The organism is Plantibacter sp. lyk4-40-MEA-4, assembly GCF_030209415.1.
GTDB lineage: Bacteria > Actinomycetota > Actinomycetes > Actinomycetales > Microbacteriaceae > Plantibacter > Plantibacter flavus_A.
Genome location: NZ_JARVSA010000011.1, coordinates 47,464 through 63,932 on the forward strand (window position 1 = coordinate 47,464; position 16,469 = coordinate 63,932).

Annotated in this window: 17 protein-coding genes and 1 tRNA gene; 8 read left to right on the forward strand and 10 right to left on the reverse strand. The window is 68.2% G+C overall.

What is annotated here, in order from left to right; genetic code table 11:
• Positions 1-122 precede the first annotated feature (122 nt).
• The gene (locus QRN44_RS17230) at positions 123-1,145 is read left to right on the forward strand and encodes a LacI family DNA-binding transcriptional regulator (protein ID WP_121292840.1); all 1,023 of its coding nucleotides are present in this window, start codon (positions 123-125) and stop codon (positions 1,143-1,145) included.
• A gap of 78 nt (positions 1,146-1,223) precedes the next feature.
• Here the strand turns inward: QRN44_RS17230 and QRN44_RS17235 are convergent, their stop codons facing one another.
• From QRN44_RS17235 to QRN44_RS17270, 8 genes are all read right to left on the reverse strand, one after another.
• Positions 1,224-1,505 (reverse strand): hypothetical protein, encoded by a 282-nt coding sequence (locus tag QRN44_RS17235; RefSeq protein ID WP_139205469.1) that lies wholly within the window; start codon positions 1,503-1,505, stop codon positions 1,224-1,226.
• Positions 1,506-1,591: 86 nt separating this feature from the next.
• Positions 1,592-2,497, reverse strand: coding sequence for an EamA family transporter RarD (gene rarD, locus QRN44_RS17240; RefSeq protein ID WP_285039767.1), 906 nt, complete (start codon positions 2,495-2,497; stop codon positions 1,592-1,594).
• A gap of 181 nt (positions 2,498-2,678) precedes the next feature.
• Complete coding sequence (locus QRN44_RS17245) at positions 2,679-3,452, reverse strand: ABC transporter permease (RefSeq protein ID WP_285039769.1); 774 nt, start codon at positions 3,450-3,452, stop codon at positions 2,679-2,681.
• On the reverse strand, positions 3,449-4,408 hold the full coding sequence (locus tag QRN44_RS17250; protein ID WP_285039770.1) for an ABC transporter ATP-binding protein: 960 nt from the start codon (positions 4,406-4,408) through the stop codon (positions 3,449-3,451). The genes QRN44_RS17245 and QRN44_RS17250 overlap by 4 nt, the downstream gene beginning before the upstream one ends.
• The gene (locus QRN44_RS17255) at positions 4,405-4,629 is read right to left on the reverse strand and encodes a helix-turn-helix transcriptional regulator (protein ID WP_175116614.1); all 225 of its coding nucleotides are present in this window, start codon (positions 4,627-4,629) and stop codon (positions 4,405-4,407) included. The genes QRN44_RS17250 and QRN44_RS17255 overlap by 4 nt, the downstream gene beginning before the upstream one ends.
• A complete protein-coding gene (locus QRN44_RS17260) occupies positions 4,626-5,048 on the reverse strand; it encodes a hypothetical protein (RefSeq protein WP_285039771.1) in 423 nt (140 codons plus the stop codon). The genes QRN44_RS17255 and QRN44_RS17260 overlap by 4 nt, the downstream gene beginning before the upstream one ends.
• Complete coding sequence (locus QRN44_RS17265) at positions 5,045-6,061, reverse strand: ABC transporter permease (protein WP_285039772.1); 1,017 nt, start codon at positions 6,059-6,061, stop codon at positions 5,045-5,047. Before QRN44_RS17265 ends, QRN44_RS17260 begins: the two co-directional genes overlap by 4 nt.
• 266 nt (positions 6,062-6,327) lie before the next feature.
• Positions 6,328-6,414 (reverse strand) — tRNA-Leu (locus QRN44_RS17270).
• A gap of 238 nt (positions 6,415-6,652) precedes the next feature.
• On the opposite strand from QRN44_RS17270, the gene QRN44_RS17275 reads away from it, so the two are divergent.
• From QRN44_RS17275 to pknB, 7 genes are all read left to right on the forward strand, one after another.
• The gene (locus QRN44_RS17275; RefSeq protein ID WP_064294018.1) at positions 6,653-7,399 is read left to right on the forward strand and encodes an FHA domain-containing protein; all 747 of its coding nucleotides are present in this window, start codon (positions 6,653-6,655) and stop codon (positions 7,397-7,399) included.
• Positions 7,396-7,932, forward strand: coding sequence for an FHA domain-containing protein FhaB/FipA (locus QRN44_RS17280; protein ID WP_064294019.1), 537 nt, complete (start codon positions 7,396-7,398; stop codon positions 7,930-7,932). Before QRN44_RS17275 ends, QRN44_RS17280 begins: the two co-directional genes overlap by 4 nt.
• Before the next feature lie 4 nt (positions 7,933-7,936).
• Positions 7,937-9,181, forward strand: coding sequence for a Stp1/IreP family PP2C-type Ser/Thr phosphatase (locus tag QRN44_RS17285; protein ID WP_285039773.1), 1,245 nt, complete (start codon positions 7,937-7,939; stop codon positions 9,179-9,181).
• Positions 9,171-10,568: an FtsW/RodA/SpoVE family cell cycle protein gene (locus QRN44_RS17290; RefSeq protein WP_064294021.1), complete on the forward strand. Its 1,398-nt coding sequence runs from the start codon at positions 9,171-9,173 to the stop codon at positions 10,566-10,568. Before QRN44_RS17285 ends, QRN44_RS17290 begins: the two co-directional genes overlap by 11 nt.
• Positions 10,565-12,040: a peptidoglycan D,D-transpeptidase FtsI family protein gene (locus QRN44_RS17295; protein ID WP_079000372.1), complete on the forward strand. Its 1,476-nt coding sequence runs from the start codon at positions 10,565-10,567 to the stop codon at positions 12,038-12,040. The genes QRN44_RS17290 and QRN44_RS17295 overlap by 4 nt, the downstream gene beginning before the upstream one ends.
• Positions 12,037-13,788 (forward strand): serine/threonine-protein kinase, encoded by a 1,752-nt coding sequence (locus QRN44_RS17300; protein ID WP_071261993.1) that lies wholly within the window; start codon positions 12,037-12,039, stop codon positions 13,786-13,788. Before QRN44_RS17295 ends, QRN44_RS17300 begins: the two co-directional genes overlap by 4 nt.
• Before the next feature lie 102 nt (positions 13,789-13,890).
• The gene (pknB, locus tag QRN44_RS17305; protein WP_121292824.1) at positions 13,891-15,582 is read left to right on the forward strand and encodes a Stk1 family PASTA domain-containing Ser/Thr kinase; all 1,692 of its coding nucleotides are present in this window, start codon (positions 13,891-13,893) and stop codon (positions 15,580-15,582) included.
• Positions 15,583-15,673: 91 nt separating this feature from the next.
• Here pknB and QRN44_RS17310 read toward each other — a convergent pair whose 3' ends face one another.
• Positions 15,674-16,309 carry an anthranilate synthase component II gene (locus QRN44_RS17310; protein ID WP_285039776.1) on the reverse strand — a complete coding sequence of 212 codons (636 nt, stop codon included), beginning with the start codon at positions 16,307-16,309 and terminating at the stop codon, positions 15,674-15,676.
• Entirely contained in the window at positions 16,306-16,467 is a 162-nt protein-coding gene (locus QRN44_RS17315; protein ID WP_285039777.1) for a hypothetical protein, read from the reverse strand. Before QRN44_RS17315 ends, QRN44_RS17310 begins: the two co-directional genes overlap by 4 nt.
• Positions 16,468-16,469 lie beyond the last annotated feature (2 nt).

Sequence of the window (16,469 nt, forward strand, 5' to 3'; positions counted from 1 at the left end):
AGATCGAAGAGCGACAACTCCACGTTGAGAGTCTGTGAACGTACACAGAGTAGGCGTGCGTTTCGGAATCTGTCAACACGGAGCCCGCCGAAGGCCGCCCGGACCGGCGCTAGGGTGGAGCCGTGACCCCTCCGCCGACCCGACGCAAACGAGCGACGGTGCACGATGTCGCCGTCGAGGCCGGCGTCTCCCGAGGCACGGTCAGCCGGGTCGTCAACGGCGAGCGCTACGTGTCGGCCGAAGCGCGCGAGGCCATCGAGGCCGCCATCGAGAAGGTCGGCTACGTGCCGAACACGGCCGCCCGGAACCTCGTCATGCAGCGCACCCAGGCCGTCGGATTCGTCGTCCACGAGCCGCACAGCCTGTTCGTCGACGACCCCAACATCGGCAACATCCTGCTCGGGGCGAACGAGGCCCTGTCACAGGCCGACCACCAGCTCGTCTGCCTGGTCGTCGACTCCGAGCGCGACACCGACCGCATCACCCGGTACCTCTCGGGCGGCTTCGTCGACGGGGTGATCATGGTCTCCGCCCGCCAGAACGACCCGATCACGCGCGTCATCGAGCGCCTCGGTCTCCCCGCGACCTTCGTCGGCCACCCGCCCGACCTCCGTGAGCTCCCGTTCGTCGGGATCGACAACCGGGCGGCATCGGTCGACATCACCGGTGAGCTGATCGGCGCCGGTCGACAGCACATCGGCATGATCGCCGCAGCCCTCGACCGGGACTCCGGCTCCGACCGACTGGCCGGATTCCGCGATGCGCTCGGCGACCGCTTCGACGAACGACTCGTCGTGGAGGTCCCGCTCTACTCGCACCAGGACGGCTTCGCCGGGATGGTGGAGCTGCTCCGCCGGGAGCCGGCCGTCGACGGCGTCTTCGCGGCCTCGGACGCCGTCGCGGCCGGAGCGCTCGAAGCCCTCCGTGCGGCAGGGCGGAATGTGCCGGAGGACGTGTCGGTCGTCGGCTTCGACGATTCGGCGTGGGCGCTCCGTTGCCACCCGCCCCTCACCACGGTCCACCAGCCGGCGGCGGCCGTCGGTCAGCGCGCGGCCGAGGTGCTGCTCGCGCAGTTGCGGGGCGAGACGATCTCGCCTGTCGGCTCGTTCGTCCCCACGTCGATCGTGCGTCGCGGGAGCGTCTGAGCCCGTTCGTTCGCCCATGCTTGGGCGAACCGGCGTTCATTCGCCCAACCATGGGCGAATGAACGCCGGCGGAGCGACTCAGAGCTGCGGTGACGGCCGTCGGATCGCGGCGCGCTTGGCCTCGTCGAAGGTGTCCACATGCAGCCATTCGGGCGGGCTGGGCGCGACGATGAGGACGTCGTAGCCGGTGCCCTGTGCCTCGACGTACGCGAGACAACATTCGGGTGAGGAGGGATCGGCGTCGTTCGAGATCCGCCATTGCCGGGCACCGATCGGGACGACGTGGTGCCGTTCGGACGAGTCTCGCGCTGGAGGAAACGGCGACTCGAGCGACACTGCTGGAGCATGCTTCGTAACCATGCCATCAGGCTAGGCGCGCTCGCGGAACGCGTCTCGAGGCTTGACTTCACAGGTTCGCGGCGACGCGCCGGGCTGCAGGTGGACGATCAGCGCGACGGGCGTCGCACGGTCTCGAGCCCCAGGAGCATGAGGGCCACGACGATCGGGCCGTAGACGAACCCGTCGGCGACCGTCAGTGATTCGCCGAGGAGCAGGACCGCCACGAGGACGAGCAGCACCGGTTCCAGGTAGCTGAGCAGCCCGAAGACGCCGAACGACAGTAGGCGACTCGCGACGAGGTACAGCACGAGGGCGACACCACCGATCACCCCGAGGAGCACGATCCCCCAGCCCAGCTGCGGGTGCGCGGCGAGGACGGCGAGTGAGGACGGTTGCAACGCCAGCACGATCGCGACGGGGACGAGGACCGCCAGCTCGAAGCAGAACGCACCGATGGAGTCGAGCCCGGCTCGGCGCCGGATCGCGAAGTACACCGGGTAGCCGACCGCGACCGCGATGGTCGCCCAGGACAGCCCACCGGCCACGACGATCGCGGCGGTGACGCCGAGGGCGGCTGCGGCCACAGCCGCCCTCCGGAGCGGCGCGAGTCGCTCCCGGTGCAGGACGACGCCGACCACGACCATCGCCAGCGGCATCAGGAGGTAGCCGAGTGCGAGTTCGAGCCCGTGCCCCGTCTGCGGTGCCCAACCGAAGAGCCACAGCTGCAGGGACAACAGGAGCCCGTCGAGCACGACCACGAGGACGAGGATCGGACGACGCGCGAGACGGACCGCGATGTCCCGGACCTCCCGCCACCACCCGAACACCGCGATGAGCGTCGCCAGCACCGGCACCGTCGCGATCACGCGCCAGGCGAAGATCTCGTTCGCCCCGAACGGCTCCAGCAGGGGTGGCAGGAAGAACAGCGCCGCGAACAGGAATGAGGCGACGACGGAGACGAGGACCCCGCGGGGCGTCGTCTCGCGATGCTCAGGGGGAAGGGCGGCCGTCACGGGTCCTCACCCTATCGTCGCGCGGGCAGCTCAGCTCGCGGCCGACCGGGCGGCCAGGACGAGGGCCTCGGCTTCGCGACGCTCGCCCCGTTCGGTCGCCAGTCTCGACTCGCAGCTCATCGTGCGCGATTCGACGGCACCCCCGCGTCGGGACTGACGCGGCGGACCGCAGCTCCCCCGATCAGCCGGCGTTCCATCGGTGGAGACGAGCGGCCGCGAGACCCGACACGACCGCGCACGCCGCCATCAGACTCCAGACCACCGCGAGCGGCACGGGCTGAGGGCCCTGGGAGATGATCGCCTCGAGTGCGCCGACGATCCAGGTCGTGGGCAGGAGCCGGAAGAGACCGGCGACCCACTCCGGAAGGACCGCGAGCGGGAAGAGCGCCCCGGATGTGGCGAGAGCGAGCATCGGCAGCAGGTACGCGAGTTGCATGGCGATGTCCGGGTTCGACAACCGCGCCGCGAGGAGGTAGCCGAAGCCGAGCAGCATCGCGCCACCGAGCAGGATCGTGCCGGCGATCGCGATGAGGTCGGAGAGTGGACGGGTCGGCACCGTCCAGGCGGCCAGGGCGATGATCGCCGCAGCCTCGACGACGACCAACCCCACGCGGATCGGCAGATGTCCGAGCAGATAGGCGTCGCGACGGGCCGGCGAGGTCGACAGCGCCCGCAGCAGGCCCGTGCTGCGATGCCGGACCAGCGGCACCGTGGTGAGCATGAACGCGATCGCCATCGATCCCGTGCTCGAAACGAGCGGGAGGCCACGCTCCAGCACACCGGCAGGCGCGCCGGACGCCGTCGCCACGAGGGCGTCCACACCCCAGAGCAGTGCGATCAAGGCCAGGAAACTCGCCACGAGCGCGATGACCGAGCGCGGGTCCCGGACGAGGTCACGCGCGTGGGCCGCGGCGAAGCTCCGCACCTGCGCCGGGAACGCATGCGTCGTGCTCATGGGCTGTGGGCCGGGTCGCCCGTGGTTGCTGACATCGGCCGGTTCGCGAGATCGATGAAGAGGTCCTCGAGTGATCCGTGCGCCACTCGGAACCCGCGCGGTCTGAGACCGGCGGAGAAGGTGAGTCGGCGCAGCACGGCGTCGGGGTCGTCGGTCACGATCCCGACCAGGCTGACGTCGCCCTTCGCCGTCACGGTGATCTCGCCGGGGAGGTCGTGGGAACGCAGCTCGTCCGCGGTGGTCGGGCCGGGGACCTCGAAAGTCACCGTGGCCGTGGCGGCGTGTTCCCTGACCAGGGTCTCAGGCTCCCCCGAGGCGGCGATCGAGCCGTTCACGAGGACGGCGATCCGGTCGCAGACCTGGGTGGCCTCGTCCATGTGGTGCGTCGAGAGCAGGATCGTGGTCCCGCGTTCCTGCTGGCGCCGGATGATGTCCCAGAGGTTCCGTCGGGCCTGCGGGTCGAGTCCGGCCGACGGCTCGTCGAGGACGACGATCTCGGGATCGCCGATCAACGCGATGGCGATCAGCAGGCGACGCTCCTGGCCGCCCGAGAGGTGCTTCACGCGCACGCGCCGCGCCTCCCGCAGATCGAGCTCGTCCAAGACCTCCTCGGGGCGCCGCGCGTCGCGGTAGAACGACGCGAAGAGGTCGAGCGTCTCCGCGACCGTGAGCGTCGGGAACAGGGTGGCGGCCTGCGGCTGCACCGCCATCCGCTCGGTCACGTACCGGCGGTCGATCGCCGGGTCTCGTCCGAGCACCCGCACGGTTCCGTCGGTGGGACGGCGGAGACCGACGATGGTCTCGAGTGTGGTGGTCTTCCCGGCACCGTTCGGTCCCAGCAGTCCGAACACCTCGCCCGCGCGGACCCGGAGGGAGACGTCGCGCAGGACGCTGCGGTCGCCGTAGCGTTTGCCGAGCCGCTCGACGGTGACGACCACTCGGTCCGGTCCGTTCATCGTCGTCCTCCAGACGGCGGGGCATCGTGTTCACCCGGGAAGAAGATGTCCTCGATCGGGCGGGAGAGCAGTGCGGAGACCCGGAAAGCCAACGGCAGGGACGGGTCGTAGCGCCCGGTCTCGAGTGCGTTCACCGTCTGCCTGGAGACGCCGAGTGCTTCAGCGAACTGGACCTGGGTCCACCCGCGTTCAGTGCGCAGGGCGCGAACGTCGTTCTTCATCGGGTGGCCCGGAAGGAGACGACACCGATGGACACGCCCCAGACCGCCATCCCGCCGATGAACACCCACCATTCCGGCTGGGGGACGACGACACCGGCGGTCGACAGGAACACGACCGCGAGACTGATCAGCATCGCCGCACCGAACCCGATGGCGAGACTCAGCACGATCACTCCACGCTGCAGTTCGTCAACGCGACGCACGTGCCGGATGAGTGCGATCGCGATCCACACCACCGGCACGAGCGGGACGAGCGCGACCACGACGGCTGCGGGCGATCCCGGCTCGGTGGGGAACAGTTCCGGTAGGAAGAGGAACGTCACGAGGAACCCGACGGCACCGGCCGCGATCTCCAACATGTATCTGCGGGACGCGCGACGCTCCTGCGGCGTCGATCCCCGTGTCGTGTGCTCGTTCATGCAGCCACCTCTCGTTGCTTGTCGGACGTCGTGGTCGTCCGCCCGTCGCGCTCGGACTGATCCCACTCGAACCACCGCACGGCGAGCACGCCTGCTGCGACGGTGATGAGCGACATGAGCCCCCAGAGCGCGGGGACGGGGAGGAACGGTTCGGCCCCGGTCAGTGAGGCACTCGCGGCGACGGCGAACCAGGTGGTCGGCAGGCAGTCCATGGCGACCTGCACGGCGGCAGGGAGGATGGACTGCGGCAGGAGCCCACCCGACGCGAACACGAGCCCGATCGTCACCATCACCATCGTCTGTTGTATCGCCTCGGCGTTCCGCGATCGGGTGGCGAACACCAACGCCAGAGCGAACAGCATCGCCGCCCCGAGGAGGAACGAGACCCCCAGGGCGAGGAGGTCCACACCGTCGACGTACCTGCGCCAGACGGCGATCCCGGTCGTCAGCACCAGGATGCCCACCGCCACCAGCGCACGCAAGGGGAGCTGCGCGAGGAGGAAGGTCGATCGGCGGAGCGGCGTCACACCGAGCAGCCGGAGCAGCCCGCGCTCCCGCATCGCCACGAGCGGGACGGTCGTCCCGACGAACGCCAGGCTCGCGACCCCGACCAGGACCACGATCCCGAGGTTCTCCTGGAGCGGGTCGATCTTCACGTCGCCCTCGTCATCCGTCACCGTCACGTCGTGCGCAGGGACGCCTGCGTCGCGCAGCCCCCGCCAGATCGGGTCCCACGCAGCCTGGTCGGCAGCGTCGAGCACGACCAGGGCGCTCCCTTCGTGCACGGTCACCCGCGTGTTCCGATCGGGGGCGTCGTCGGTGACCAACCGCACACCGGCCCGCTCCAGAGCCGACGGGACTCCCGGGTCGTCCGTGTCCAGCGCGACGACCGGAGCGGGGCCCAGGACGACGAACGCGAGCCACATGGAGACGTAGATCACGAGGACGATGCCGGTCATGAACCACATCGAGATCCCGGTGAGCGGGTTCCTGAGCACGTCGCGAGCGCTCATCGACGCCAGCCGCCGAAACGCGGCGCCACCGCGCCCCGCGCGCTCGGTGAGCGCCGCCATCAGCCGCACACCTCGGGTCCGCGATCCGCGGTGACAAGGAAACCTGACATAGGTCAAGCATGCTTGTCACACGACGACGTGTCAAGTGACCTTGTCAACGCGCGACGGGCGCCCCTGGCTCCACGAACACCGAGAACCGATTCGTCGATCGACGCCGACAACGACGAAGGCCCCCGATTCCTCGGGGGCCTTCGTGTCACATCCACTGGTGCGCGAGGCGGGACTTGAACCCGCACGCCCTTTCGAGCACTGGCACCTGAAGCCAGCGCGTCTGCCAATTCCGCCACTCGCGCGAGACACCAGACGTCACCGCTCTCGCGGCAACTTATCGAGGATAGCACGCGGAGCCCGGGTGGCAGAACACCGGAGATCCGCGCCAGAGCAGGACGAAACGGCCCCGACGGTCCGGTGCCGATGCTGATCTCCTGCTGCCGAGCGGGTGAACACCTGGCGTCGGCGCCCGCGTCGATTGGCCTCGTGTGCAGGCAAACCGTCTAACATTGCCTGGACACCGACACGAATCGAGAGACCGTGGGCATTCTGGACAACTTCGAGAAGGGACTCGAGCGCGCCGTCAACGGCGCCTTCGCGAAGACCTTCAAGTCCGGACTCCAGCCGGTCGAGATCACGAGCGCGCTCCGACGCGAGCTCGACACCAAGGCCGCCGTCGTGTCCCGCGACCGCATCCTCGTGCCGAACAAGTTCACCGTCCGCATGTCGCCCACCGACTTCGAGCGCATGGACGCCATCGGTCCCTCCCTCATCGACGAGCTCGGTTCGCTCGTCCAGAAGCACGCCAAGAGCCAGGGCTACTCCTTCCCCGGGGCCGTGACCATCAAGCTCTCCGGCGACCGCTCCCTCCCCGACGGCCTCGTCCAGATCGACAGCGTCAACCTCAAGGGCTCCGTCACCTGGGCGCCTGTGCTCGACATCGGCGGCAAGCGCTATCCGATCACGCAGGCCCGCACGGTCATCGGCCGCGGTGCCGAGGCCGACATCACGATCCCCGACACCGGCACCTCACGGAAGCACGTCGAGATCCTCTGGGACGGCAACGCCGGTCAGGCGCGCGACCTCGGCTCGACGAACGGTTCGAAGCTCAACGGCCAGCCCTTCCGCCAGGCGGCCCTCTCCCCCGACTCCGTCATCGAGATCGGCCGCACCAGGATCGTGTTCAGGGTGGTCGCCAAGGCCGGCGGATCCGATCGCCAGATGAGCGATGCGACCCGACGTCACGATGTGTCGTCCTTCGGCGACTCCTGGGGGGACGGCGCGTGAGCGAACTGACCCTGCTGGTCCTCCGCATCGGCTTCCTGCTCCTGCTCTGGACGTTCGTCTTCGGCATCGTCTACGCCCTCCGCACCGATCTCTTCGGACCACGTGTCCGGAAGCCGCAGCAGCAGTCGTCGAACGGTGCTCCGGCCACCCCGCCGCAGCCGATGCGCGCCGCGACCGCCCCGGCACCCAGTCGGCCCGCTGCCGGAGGATCGAGCGGCACGCCTCCACGCGCCACGGTCGACAACACCTCGCGCCTCGTCATCGTGTCCGGTCCCAAGCAGGGCACCGAGCTCCCGCTCGGCCGCGAGCCGATCACCATCGGCCGCTCAGCGGACTCCGGCCTCATCATCCGCGACGACTACACGTCCACGCATCACGCGCGCCTCATGCTCTGGAACGACGAGTGGATGGTCCAGGACCTCGACTCCACCAACGGCACCTTCCTCGCCGGCAAGCGCGTGAGCGTCCCGACGCAGATCCCACTCGACACCCCCGTCAAGGTCGGCCAGACCAGTTTCGAGTTGCGGCGGTAACCCGGTGACGACCAGCGGCGCCGGCGCAGCGCTCTCCCACGTGGGTAAAGTGCGCTCAAACAACCAGGATTCCGGCTACTCCGGGCACCACCTGTTCGTCGTCGCCGACGGCATGGGTGGCCACGCCGGCGGTGACGTCGCCTCGGCGATGGCACTCAACCGCATCATCGAGGCCGACGAACCGTATCCGTCCTCCGAAGCCGCTGAGGCGACGCTCCAGTCCGCGATCCTCGCGGCGAACTCCATCCTGGGCGACACGGTCTCGAAGCACCGCGAGCTGACGGGCATGGGCACCACGGTCTCCGCGCTCGCGGTCATCGGCAACGAGGTCGCCATCGCCCACATCGGCGACTCCCGCATCTACCTCTTCCGCGAGGGCGAGCTCAGCCAGATCACGGTCGACCACACCTTCGTCCAGCGCCTCGTGGACTCCGGCCGGATCACGGCCGAGGAAGCGATGGTCCATCCCCGCCGATCGGTGCTGATGCGCGTCCTCGGCGACGTCGACGCCTCCCCCGAGATCGACACGATGACGCTCGGGACGCAGCCGGGTGACCGCTGGATCCTCTGCTCGGACGGTCTCTCGGGCGTGGTCGACGAGACGCACATCACCGCGACCCTCACCGAGAAGCTGTCGGCGCAGCGCACTGCCGAGAAGCTCGTCCGGCAGAGCCTGGACCGCGGTGCACCGGACAACGTCACCGTCGTGGTCGTCGACATCGTCGACGAGCCGGTGGGTGACGGCGAGCCCGCCGTCGTCGGTTCGGCCTCGAAGCCCGTGGCCTTCGCGCTCACCCCGTCGGTGAAGAAGCCCTCGCTCATCCCCAACAGCTGGCTGCATCCCGGCCGGGTCACCTCGCTCGGCAACTCGCACTTCGAGCCCGCCTCCGAGGACTACCTCGACGAGCTCATCGAAGAGGACGAGCGTCGTGCGAGACGGCGGCGCATCACCTGGCTCGTCGGCCTCATCGTGGTCATCGTCGCGATCGTCGGCGGGGTCGTGCTCGGGTACGCCTGGACCCAGACCCGCTACTTCGTCGGTGGCGACGAAGACACCGTCGTCATCTACCAGGGCATCCAGCAGGACATCGGCCCCATCCAGTTGTCGAGCGTCAAGGAGGACACCGGCATCCCGCTCGGCTCGCTCTCCGATTTCGATCGCCAGGCCGTGGACCAGACCATCAGCGCCTCCTCCTTCACCGAGGCCCTCGACATCGTGAAACGTCTGCGGGTGACCGATGACCAGTGACGTCGCTGCCCCCATCCAAGCCGACACCGGCGTCATCAAGACGATGCGCCGACTCCGGCTGCCGAAGAAGCTCCGCAACCTCGAGCTCGCGCTCCTCATCTTCGCGTTCGCCATCAACGCGGTCGCGGTCATGCTCGTGCAGCTGGGCGCGCTCGGACACCTCGATTTCGCCCTGATCACCTTCGGCTCGGGCCTGTCGCTCCTGGTCCTCGCCTTCCACATCGTGCTGCGCTACACCGCGGCGGAGGCCGACCCCTTCCTGCTGCCGATCGCCACCGTGCTCGGCGGCGTCGGCATCGCCGAGATCTACCGGATCGACATCGCCCTCGGCGACTCCGGTTGGGCGAGCGCCGCGGTCCGACAGATGGTGTGGAGTGCGATCGCGATCGCCGGAGCCATCGCCGTGGTCCTGATCATCCGCAACCACCGCGTCCTCTTCAAGTACACGTACATCGCCGGCCTCTTCGCCTTCGTCCTGCTCCTGCTGCCCCTGCTGCCGGGCATCGGTCGCGAGGTCAACGGCGCCCGCGTCTGGATCGGCATCGGCGACGCGGTCACCTTCCAGCCCGGCGAGATCGCGAAGATCGCTCTCGCGGTCTTCTTCGCCGGCTATCTCGTGCGCACGCGCGACAGCCTCTCGATGGTCGGCAAGAAGTTCCTCGGGATCCAGTTCCCCCGCCTGCGCGACCTGGGCCCGATCCTCGTGGTGTGGGCGATGGCGATGGGCGTGATCGTCTTCCAGCGCGACCTCGGAACCGGTCTGCTCTACTTCGGCATGTTCCTCGTCATGCTGTACGTCGCGACGAGCCGTGCCAGCTGGATCATCATCGGCCTTACGATGTTCTTCGCCGGTGCGTTCATCGCCGGTCAGACCCTGTCCTACGTCGCCGGTCGTTTCCACAACTGGTGGGACGCCTTCAACCCGGAGGTCTTCGACCGCGACGGCGGCAGCTACCAGCTCGTGCAGGGCATCTTCGGCCTCGCCCACGGCGGACTGCTCGGCACCGGGCTCGGCCAGGGCATGCCCGAGATCACCCCAGTCCCGCAGAGCGACTACATCATCGCCAGCCTCGGTGAGGAGCTCGGTCTCGCCGGTCTCTTCGCGATCTTCGCGCTCTACCTGCTGCTCGTCTCGCGGGGCTTCCGGGTCGGCTACGCCGGTACCGACGACTTCGGCAAGCTCCTCTCGGTCGGCCTGGCGTTCACCGTCGCGCTGCAGGTCTTCGTCGTCGTCGGCGGCGTGACCCGCATCATCCCGCTCACGGGGCTCACCACGCCCTTCCTGGCGGCCGGCGGGTCCTCGCTCGTCGCGAACTGGATCATCATCGCCGTCCTGCTCCGCATCTCCGACACGGTCCGAACCCAACCCAAGGCGGTGGTCTCATGAATCGCGAACTCAAGCGGGTGAGCATCGTCGTCCTGGCGATGTTCCTGGCGCTCTTCGGGTCGACCACGATCATCCAGATGTTCCAGGCCGACACCCTCAACGCGGACGGTCGCAACACCCGGACGCTCTACGACAGCTACCGGACGGAGCGGGGTCCCATCCTGCTCACGGACGGGACCGCCATCGCCTCGTCCGTCGCGAGTGACGACGAGTACAAGTACCAGCGCGTCTACGCGAACGGCCCGCTGTACGCGCCCGTCACCGGTTACTTCTCGCCCACCCAGGGCTCGTCCGGTCTCGAACTCGCGACCAACGACCTCCTCAGCGGTACCTCGAACTCGCAGTTCCTCGACTCCATCAACCGGCTCATCTCCGGTCAGGCACCGAAGGGTGCCGCGGTCGAGGTCACCCTGGACCCCATCGTGCAGCAGGCCGCCTTCGACGCACTCGGTGACCAGGAGGGCGCGATCGTCGCCATCGAGCCGAAGACGGGCAAGATCCTCGCCTCGGTGTCGAGCCCCGGCTACGACCCGAACGTCCTGGCCAGTCACGACAACGCGGCGGTGCTCGACGCCTACCGGACCCTCGACGACGACGACCGCCAGCCACTCCTCAACAAGGGCGTCGACGGCGACCTCGATCCGCCCGGTTCCACGTTCAAGCTCGTCACCGCGGCCGCCGCGTTCGCGTCGGGCGACTACACGCCGGAGTCGGAGTTCCCGAACCCCTCCACTTACACGCTGCCCGGGACGAGCACCGTCATCCGCAACTCCGAGGGTGGAAGCTGCGGCGGCGGCGCGACGGTGTCCATCGCGACGGCCGTCGAGCTCAGCTGCAACATCCCGCTCGCGGAGCTCGGCGTCGAACTCGGCTACGAGAAGATCCGCGACATGGCGCAGAGCTTCGGCTTCAACATGGACGTCAACATCACCGGAACGGGACTCAACCCCATGCCGATGCAGCCGAGCACCTTCCCGAACGCACTGAGTGACGACCAGACCGCCATGGCCGCCTTCGGGCAGTACACCGTGCGGGCCTCGGCACTCCAGATGGCCATGGTCTCGGCCGGTATCGCGAACGGTGGCATCGTCTGCAACCCGCAGCTGGTGAACCGCGTCGTGAACCCCGATCTGAGCGTGCTCAAGGAGTTCGAACCGGCGCAGTTGTCGCAGCCGATCTCGAGCTCGGTGGCCAAGGAGATCACGGACATCATGGTCCAGGGCGTCCAGAGCGGTGCTGCGACTAATGCAAGAATAGATGGGGTCGATGTGGCTGGAAAGACAGGCACGGCACAGAACGGATCCGACGATCCGTACACGCTGTGGTTCACCGGTTTCGCGCCTGCGGACGACCCGAAGGTCGCCGTGGCGGTCGTTGTTGAAGATGGCGGTGGACTCGGACAGGACGGTTACGGCAACCTCGTGGCCGCGCCGATCGCGAAGAAAGTACTAGAGGCGGTGCTGAACAAATGAGACCGACAGCCGGGCTGACCTTCGGAGGTCGCTACGAACTGCAATCTCGCATTGCGATCGGTGGCATGGGCGAGGTGTGGCAGGCCACTGACCTGGTCATCGGCCGGACCATCGCCATCAAGATCCTCAAGGACGAGTACATGGGGGACCCCGGGTTCCTCGAGCGGTTCCGTGCCGAGGCACGGCACGCCGCACTCGTGAACCACGAGGGCATCGCCAACGTCTTCGACTACGGCGAGGAGGACGGCAGCGCGTTCCTCGTCATGGAACTCGTGCCCGGTGAGGCCCTGTCCACCGTGCTCGAGCGCGAGCGTGTCCTGCCCACCGACAAGGTGCTCGACATCGTCGCGCAGACCTCGTCGGCACTCCAGGCCGCGCACGCCGCAGGCCTCGTCCACCGTGACATCAAGCCGGGCAACCTGCTCATCACGCCGGACGGCCGCGTCAAGATCACCGACTTCGGCATCGCCCGCATCGCCGACCAGGTGCCGCTCACGGCCACCGGTCAGGTCATGGGCACCGTGCAGTACCTCTCACCCGAGCAGGCGAGCGGGCACCCCGCCTCACCGTCGACGGACATCTACTCGCTCGGCATCGTCGCGTACGAGTGCCTCGCCGGACGCCGTCCGTTCACGGGCGAGTCGCAGGTCGCCATCGCGATGGCGCAGATCAACGAGCAGCCGCCGGAGCTCCCCGTCACGATCGCCGAGCCGGTCCGCCGGTTCGTCATGTCGATGATCGCGAAGAACCCGGTCGACCGTCCGGCATCGTCCGCCCACGTCGCGCGCGCCGCCCAGGCGCTCCGTCGGGGCGACCTCAACGCCGCGGCCGCAGCCGTGCCGATGATCCTCGGTGGGGCCGGCGACGCCGCGACCACCGTGATGGACCAGACCCGCCGGATGCCCGCAGCCGACGACGCGACCACGCAGTTGCTGTCCGCCGCCGAAGCGGACCAGCTCGAGGACGACGTCGAGGGCGAGGGCGAGAAGAAGCAGCGCAGCAAGTGGACCTGGCCGCTCATCGGTCTCGTCGCCCTGCTCGTCATCGTGCTGGTCGGTTCGCTGATCGCTGTGTTCGCGAACCAGGGCAACGACGCGGGGGGCAAGACGCCTTCGGCGACATCGACCTCGGCCTCTCCGACCCCCTCGAAGACCCCGACCCCGACGCCCACGCCGGTGCCCACGGTGTTCCCGATCAACCTGAGCGATCTCCAGGGGCGGTCCTTCGAGGAGCTCAACGCCATCTTCAGTGCGGCGCCGTACAACTTCAGCGTGTCGAAGAACGTCGGCAACGCAGCGACGTCGCCGGAACAGGTCGACACGGTCTACGACGTCAACCCGACGGGTAACGTGAAGACGGGTTCAGCCATCACCCTCACCGTGTACGGCGAGATCGCTGTCATCGACCCACCCACGGAAGCGCCGAAGGTCGATCAGTCAAAGTTGAACGACGCCGGTCAGCTCGAGATCCCGAAGGACGCGACGTCGACGACCATCGCCGTCGACTGGGCTACCGTGCAGAACGCCTGCCCGACCGGCACGGACTTCCTCGGCTACACCGTGACGGTCGGCGGCGGTTTCTTCCAGAACAACGCATCGGGTCAGTTCGACGCCAACACGACCAGCGGCACGATCACGGTCGACGCCGCCGGTCAGCTGACCGTGTCCTATGCGGTCCGGTGCAGCACCGGCACGTCGGCGGCATCACCGGCATCGACCCCGATCGACGTGGTCAAGGCTACCGAGTAGTCACATGTCGTCGTGTGCTCTCAGGGGCATCCCTGAGAGCACTCGGAAGGTGCCCGGGTAAGCTGTTAGTGTTTGTCCTCCAAGCGAATTCAGGGGTGGTACGTGGCTGACGATCAACGCCTGCTCGCAGGCCGATACGTCGTCGGCGACCTCATCGGTCGCGGGGGCATGTCCAACGTCTTCCGCGGCGTGGACACCAAGCTCGGTCGCACCGTCGCCATCAAGGTCCTCAAGTCCACACTCGCCACCGACCCCGCGTTCCGCTCCCGCTTCCGTCAGGAGGCACAGGCCGCCTCGCGGATGGCGCACCCGACGATCGTCCGCGTGTACGACGCCGGCGAGGAACGGGTGAAGGACGTCTCGGGTCACGACCTCATCGAGCCGTTCATCGTCATGGAGTACGTCGAAGGTCGCATGCTCAAGGACCTCATCGCCGAGGGTCCCGTCGAGTCCGAGGAGGCGGTGCGCATCGCGCACAGCATCCTCACCGCGCTGGAGTACTCCCACCGAGCCGGCGTCGTGCACCGCGACATCAAGCCGGGAAACGTCATGATCACCACGGCCGGCGACGTCAAGGTCACCGACTTCGGCATCGCGCGCGCCGTCTCCGACTCGTCCACGACGGTTGCCCAGACGACCGCCATCCTCGGCACGGCCGCGTACTTCTCCCCCGAGCAGGCCAAGGGCGAGACGGTCGACGCCCGGACCGACCTCTACTCCACCGGCGTCGTCCTCTTCGAGATGCTGACGGGGAAGGCGCCCTTCCGCGGCGACACCGCCGTCGCCGTCGCGTACCAGCACGTGAGCGAGCGCCCGGTGAAGCCGAGCTCGATCAACCCGAAGGTGTCGCCGGCACTCGATCAGGTCGTCCTCCGAGCCCTCGCGAAGGATCGCTTCGAGCGGTACCAGAGCGCCGTCGAGTTCCGTGAGGACCTCGACGAGGCCGGAGCCGGCCATGTACCGGTCCGACGCGACGACCACGACTCGCTGTTCGGTCCATCGCCGACGGCTGCGTCCAGTACGGAGCAGGCGATCCGCCAGCTCACCTCGGACGACACCGTGACGCGTACCCAGCGGCGGCCACCGGTGGTCTGGATCTGGGCCGCCATCGCCGGGATCGCCGTCGTGCTCTTCTCCCTCGTGTTCTGGGTGGTGCAGCTCCCGCCCGCGACGAGCATCTCCACGGACTCCAGAGAAGTCCCGGATCTCGTCGACGCCACGTGGGAAAGCGCGAACAGCACGATCGAGCAGCTCGAACTCGTCCCGACCAAGTTCGACGAAGCGAGCAGCGACTACGATGCCGGGCACGTCATCCGAACGGATCCGCCAGGCGGAACCACGGTCACGAAGAACACACAGATCAAGGTCTACGTGTCGACCGGTCGAGCTCAGGTCGAGGTCCCCGACGTCATCAACCAGTCCTCCGAGGCCGCGTGGGCTGCGGTCGCCGCTGCCGGCCTCACACAAGGCTCCGTGACTCGCGAGAACTCACCCACTGTGCCAGCGGGTGTCGTACTGCGGATGGATCCCGGAGCGGGTACCTCCGTCGACCAGGGGTCCACGGTGAACCTCGTGGTCTCCAGTGGGAACGTCACGCTGACGGACGTCGTCGGGCAGCCGCTCCTCGACGCGACGAACTACCTGCAGGACTCGACGAGGCAGTTCACCGTGCAGCCGCAGGCCGACGCGACGTGCAAGGCCGTCGCTGGCGACCCGGTCACGGCGATGTCTCCCGCACCGGGCGACATCCCGCAGAAGTCCGTCATCACGCTCACCTACTGCACCGGTCCGTAGGCTGCGCCGGTCCGCGGGCGGCGCTGGTCCCTGAGCCTGTCGAAGGGCGGTCCCTGAGCAGGCTCTCCGGTCCCTGAGCCTCTCGAAGGGCCTACCGGGTCATGAGCGGGCTGAGCCCTCGTGCCCGCTCATTCACAGCGGTGAGCCCCGTCGTCTCGAGCCAGTTCGCCAGGAGCTGGTAGCCGCCCTCGGAAAGCACCGATTCCGGATGGAACTGCACGCCGTGGATCGGGGCGTCACGGTGGCGGAGCCCCATGATGACGCCGCCGGTCGTCCGGCTCGTCACGACGAGCTCCTCGGGCACGCTGCCGTCGACGACGGCGAGCGAATGATACCTGGTGGCGTTGAACTGCGGCGGGATTCCCCGGTACAAGACACTGCCGTCGTGTTCGACGAGCGAGCTCTGCCCGTGCATCAGCTCGTCGGCAGTGTGCACGGTCGCTCCGAACGCCTCAGCGATCGCCTGGTGGCCGAGGCACACCCCGAGGAGTGGTGTCCCGGTGCGGTACGCCGCGTGCACGGTGTCCAGTGAGATCCCGGCGTCGGATGGCCGACCAGGTCCGGGCGAGACGATGACGCCGTCGAACCCGCGGACCCGCTGCTCGAGGTCGTCGAACGCGATGCCGTCGTTCTGCACGACGACCGTCTCGGCACCCAGTTGTTCGACGTACCCGTTCAGCGTGTAGACGAAGCTGTCGTAGTTGTCGATGACCAGGACTCGGGTCATTCGTCGCCGACGGTCACATTCTGATCGACGATGAACGAGTCCACGTAGGGGAACACCCACGTGAAGAGGGCGGCCACGACCGCCACGAACAGGACGACGAGGACGATGATCCTCAGCCAGACGGGTCCGGGCAGGATCCTCCAGAGTGCGCCGTACATCG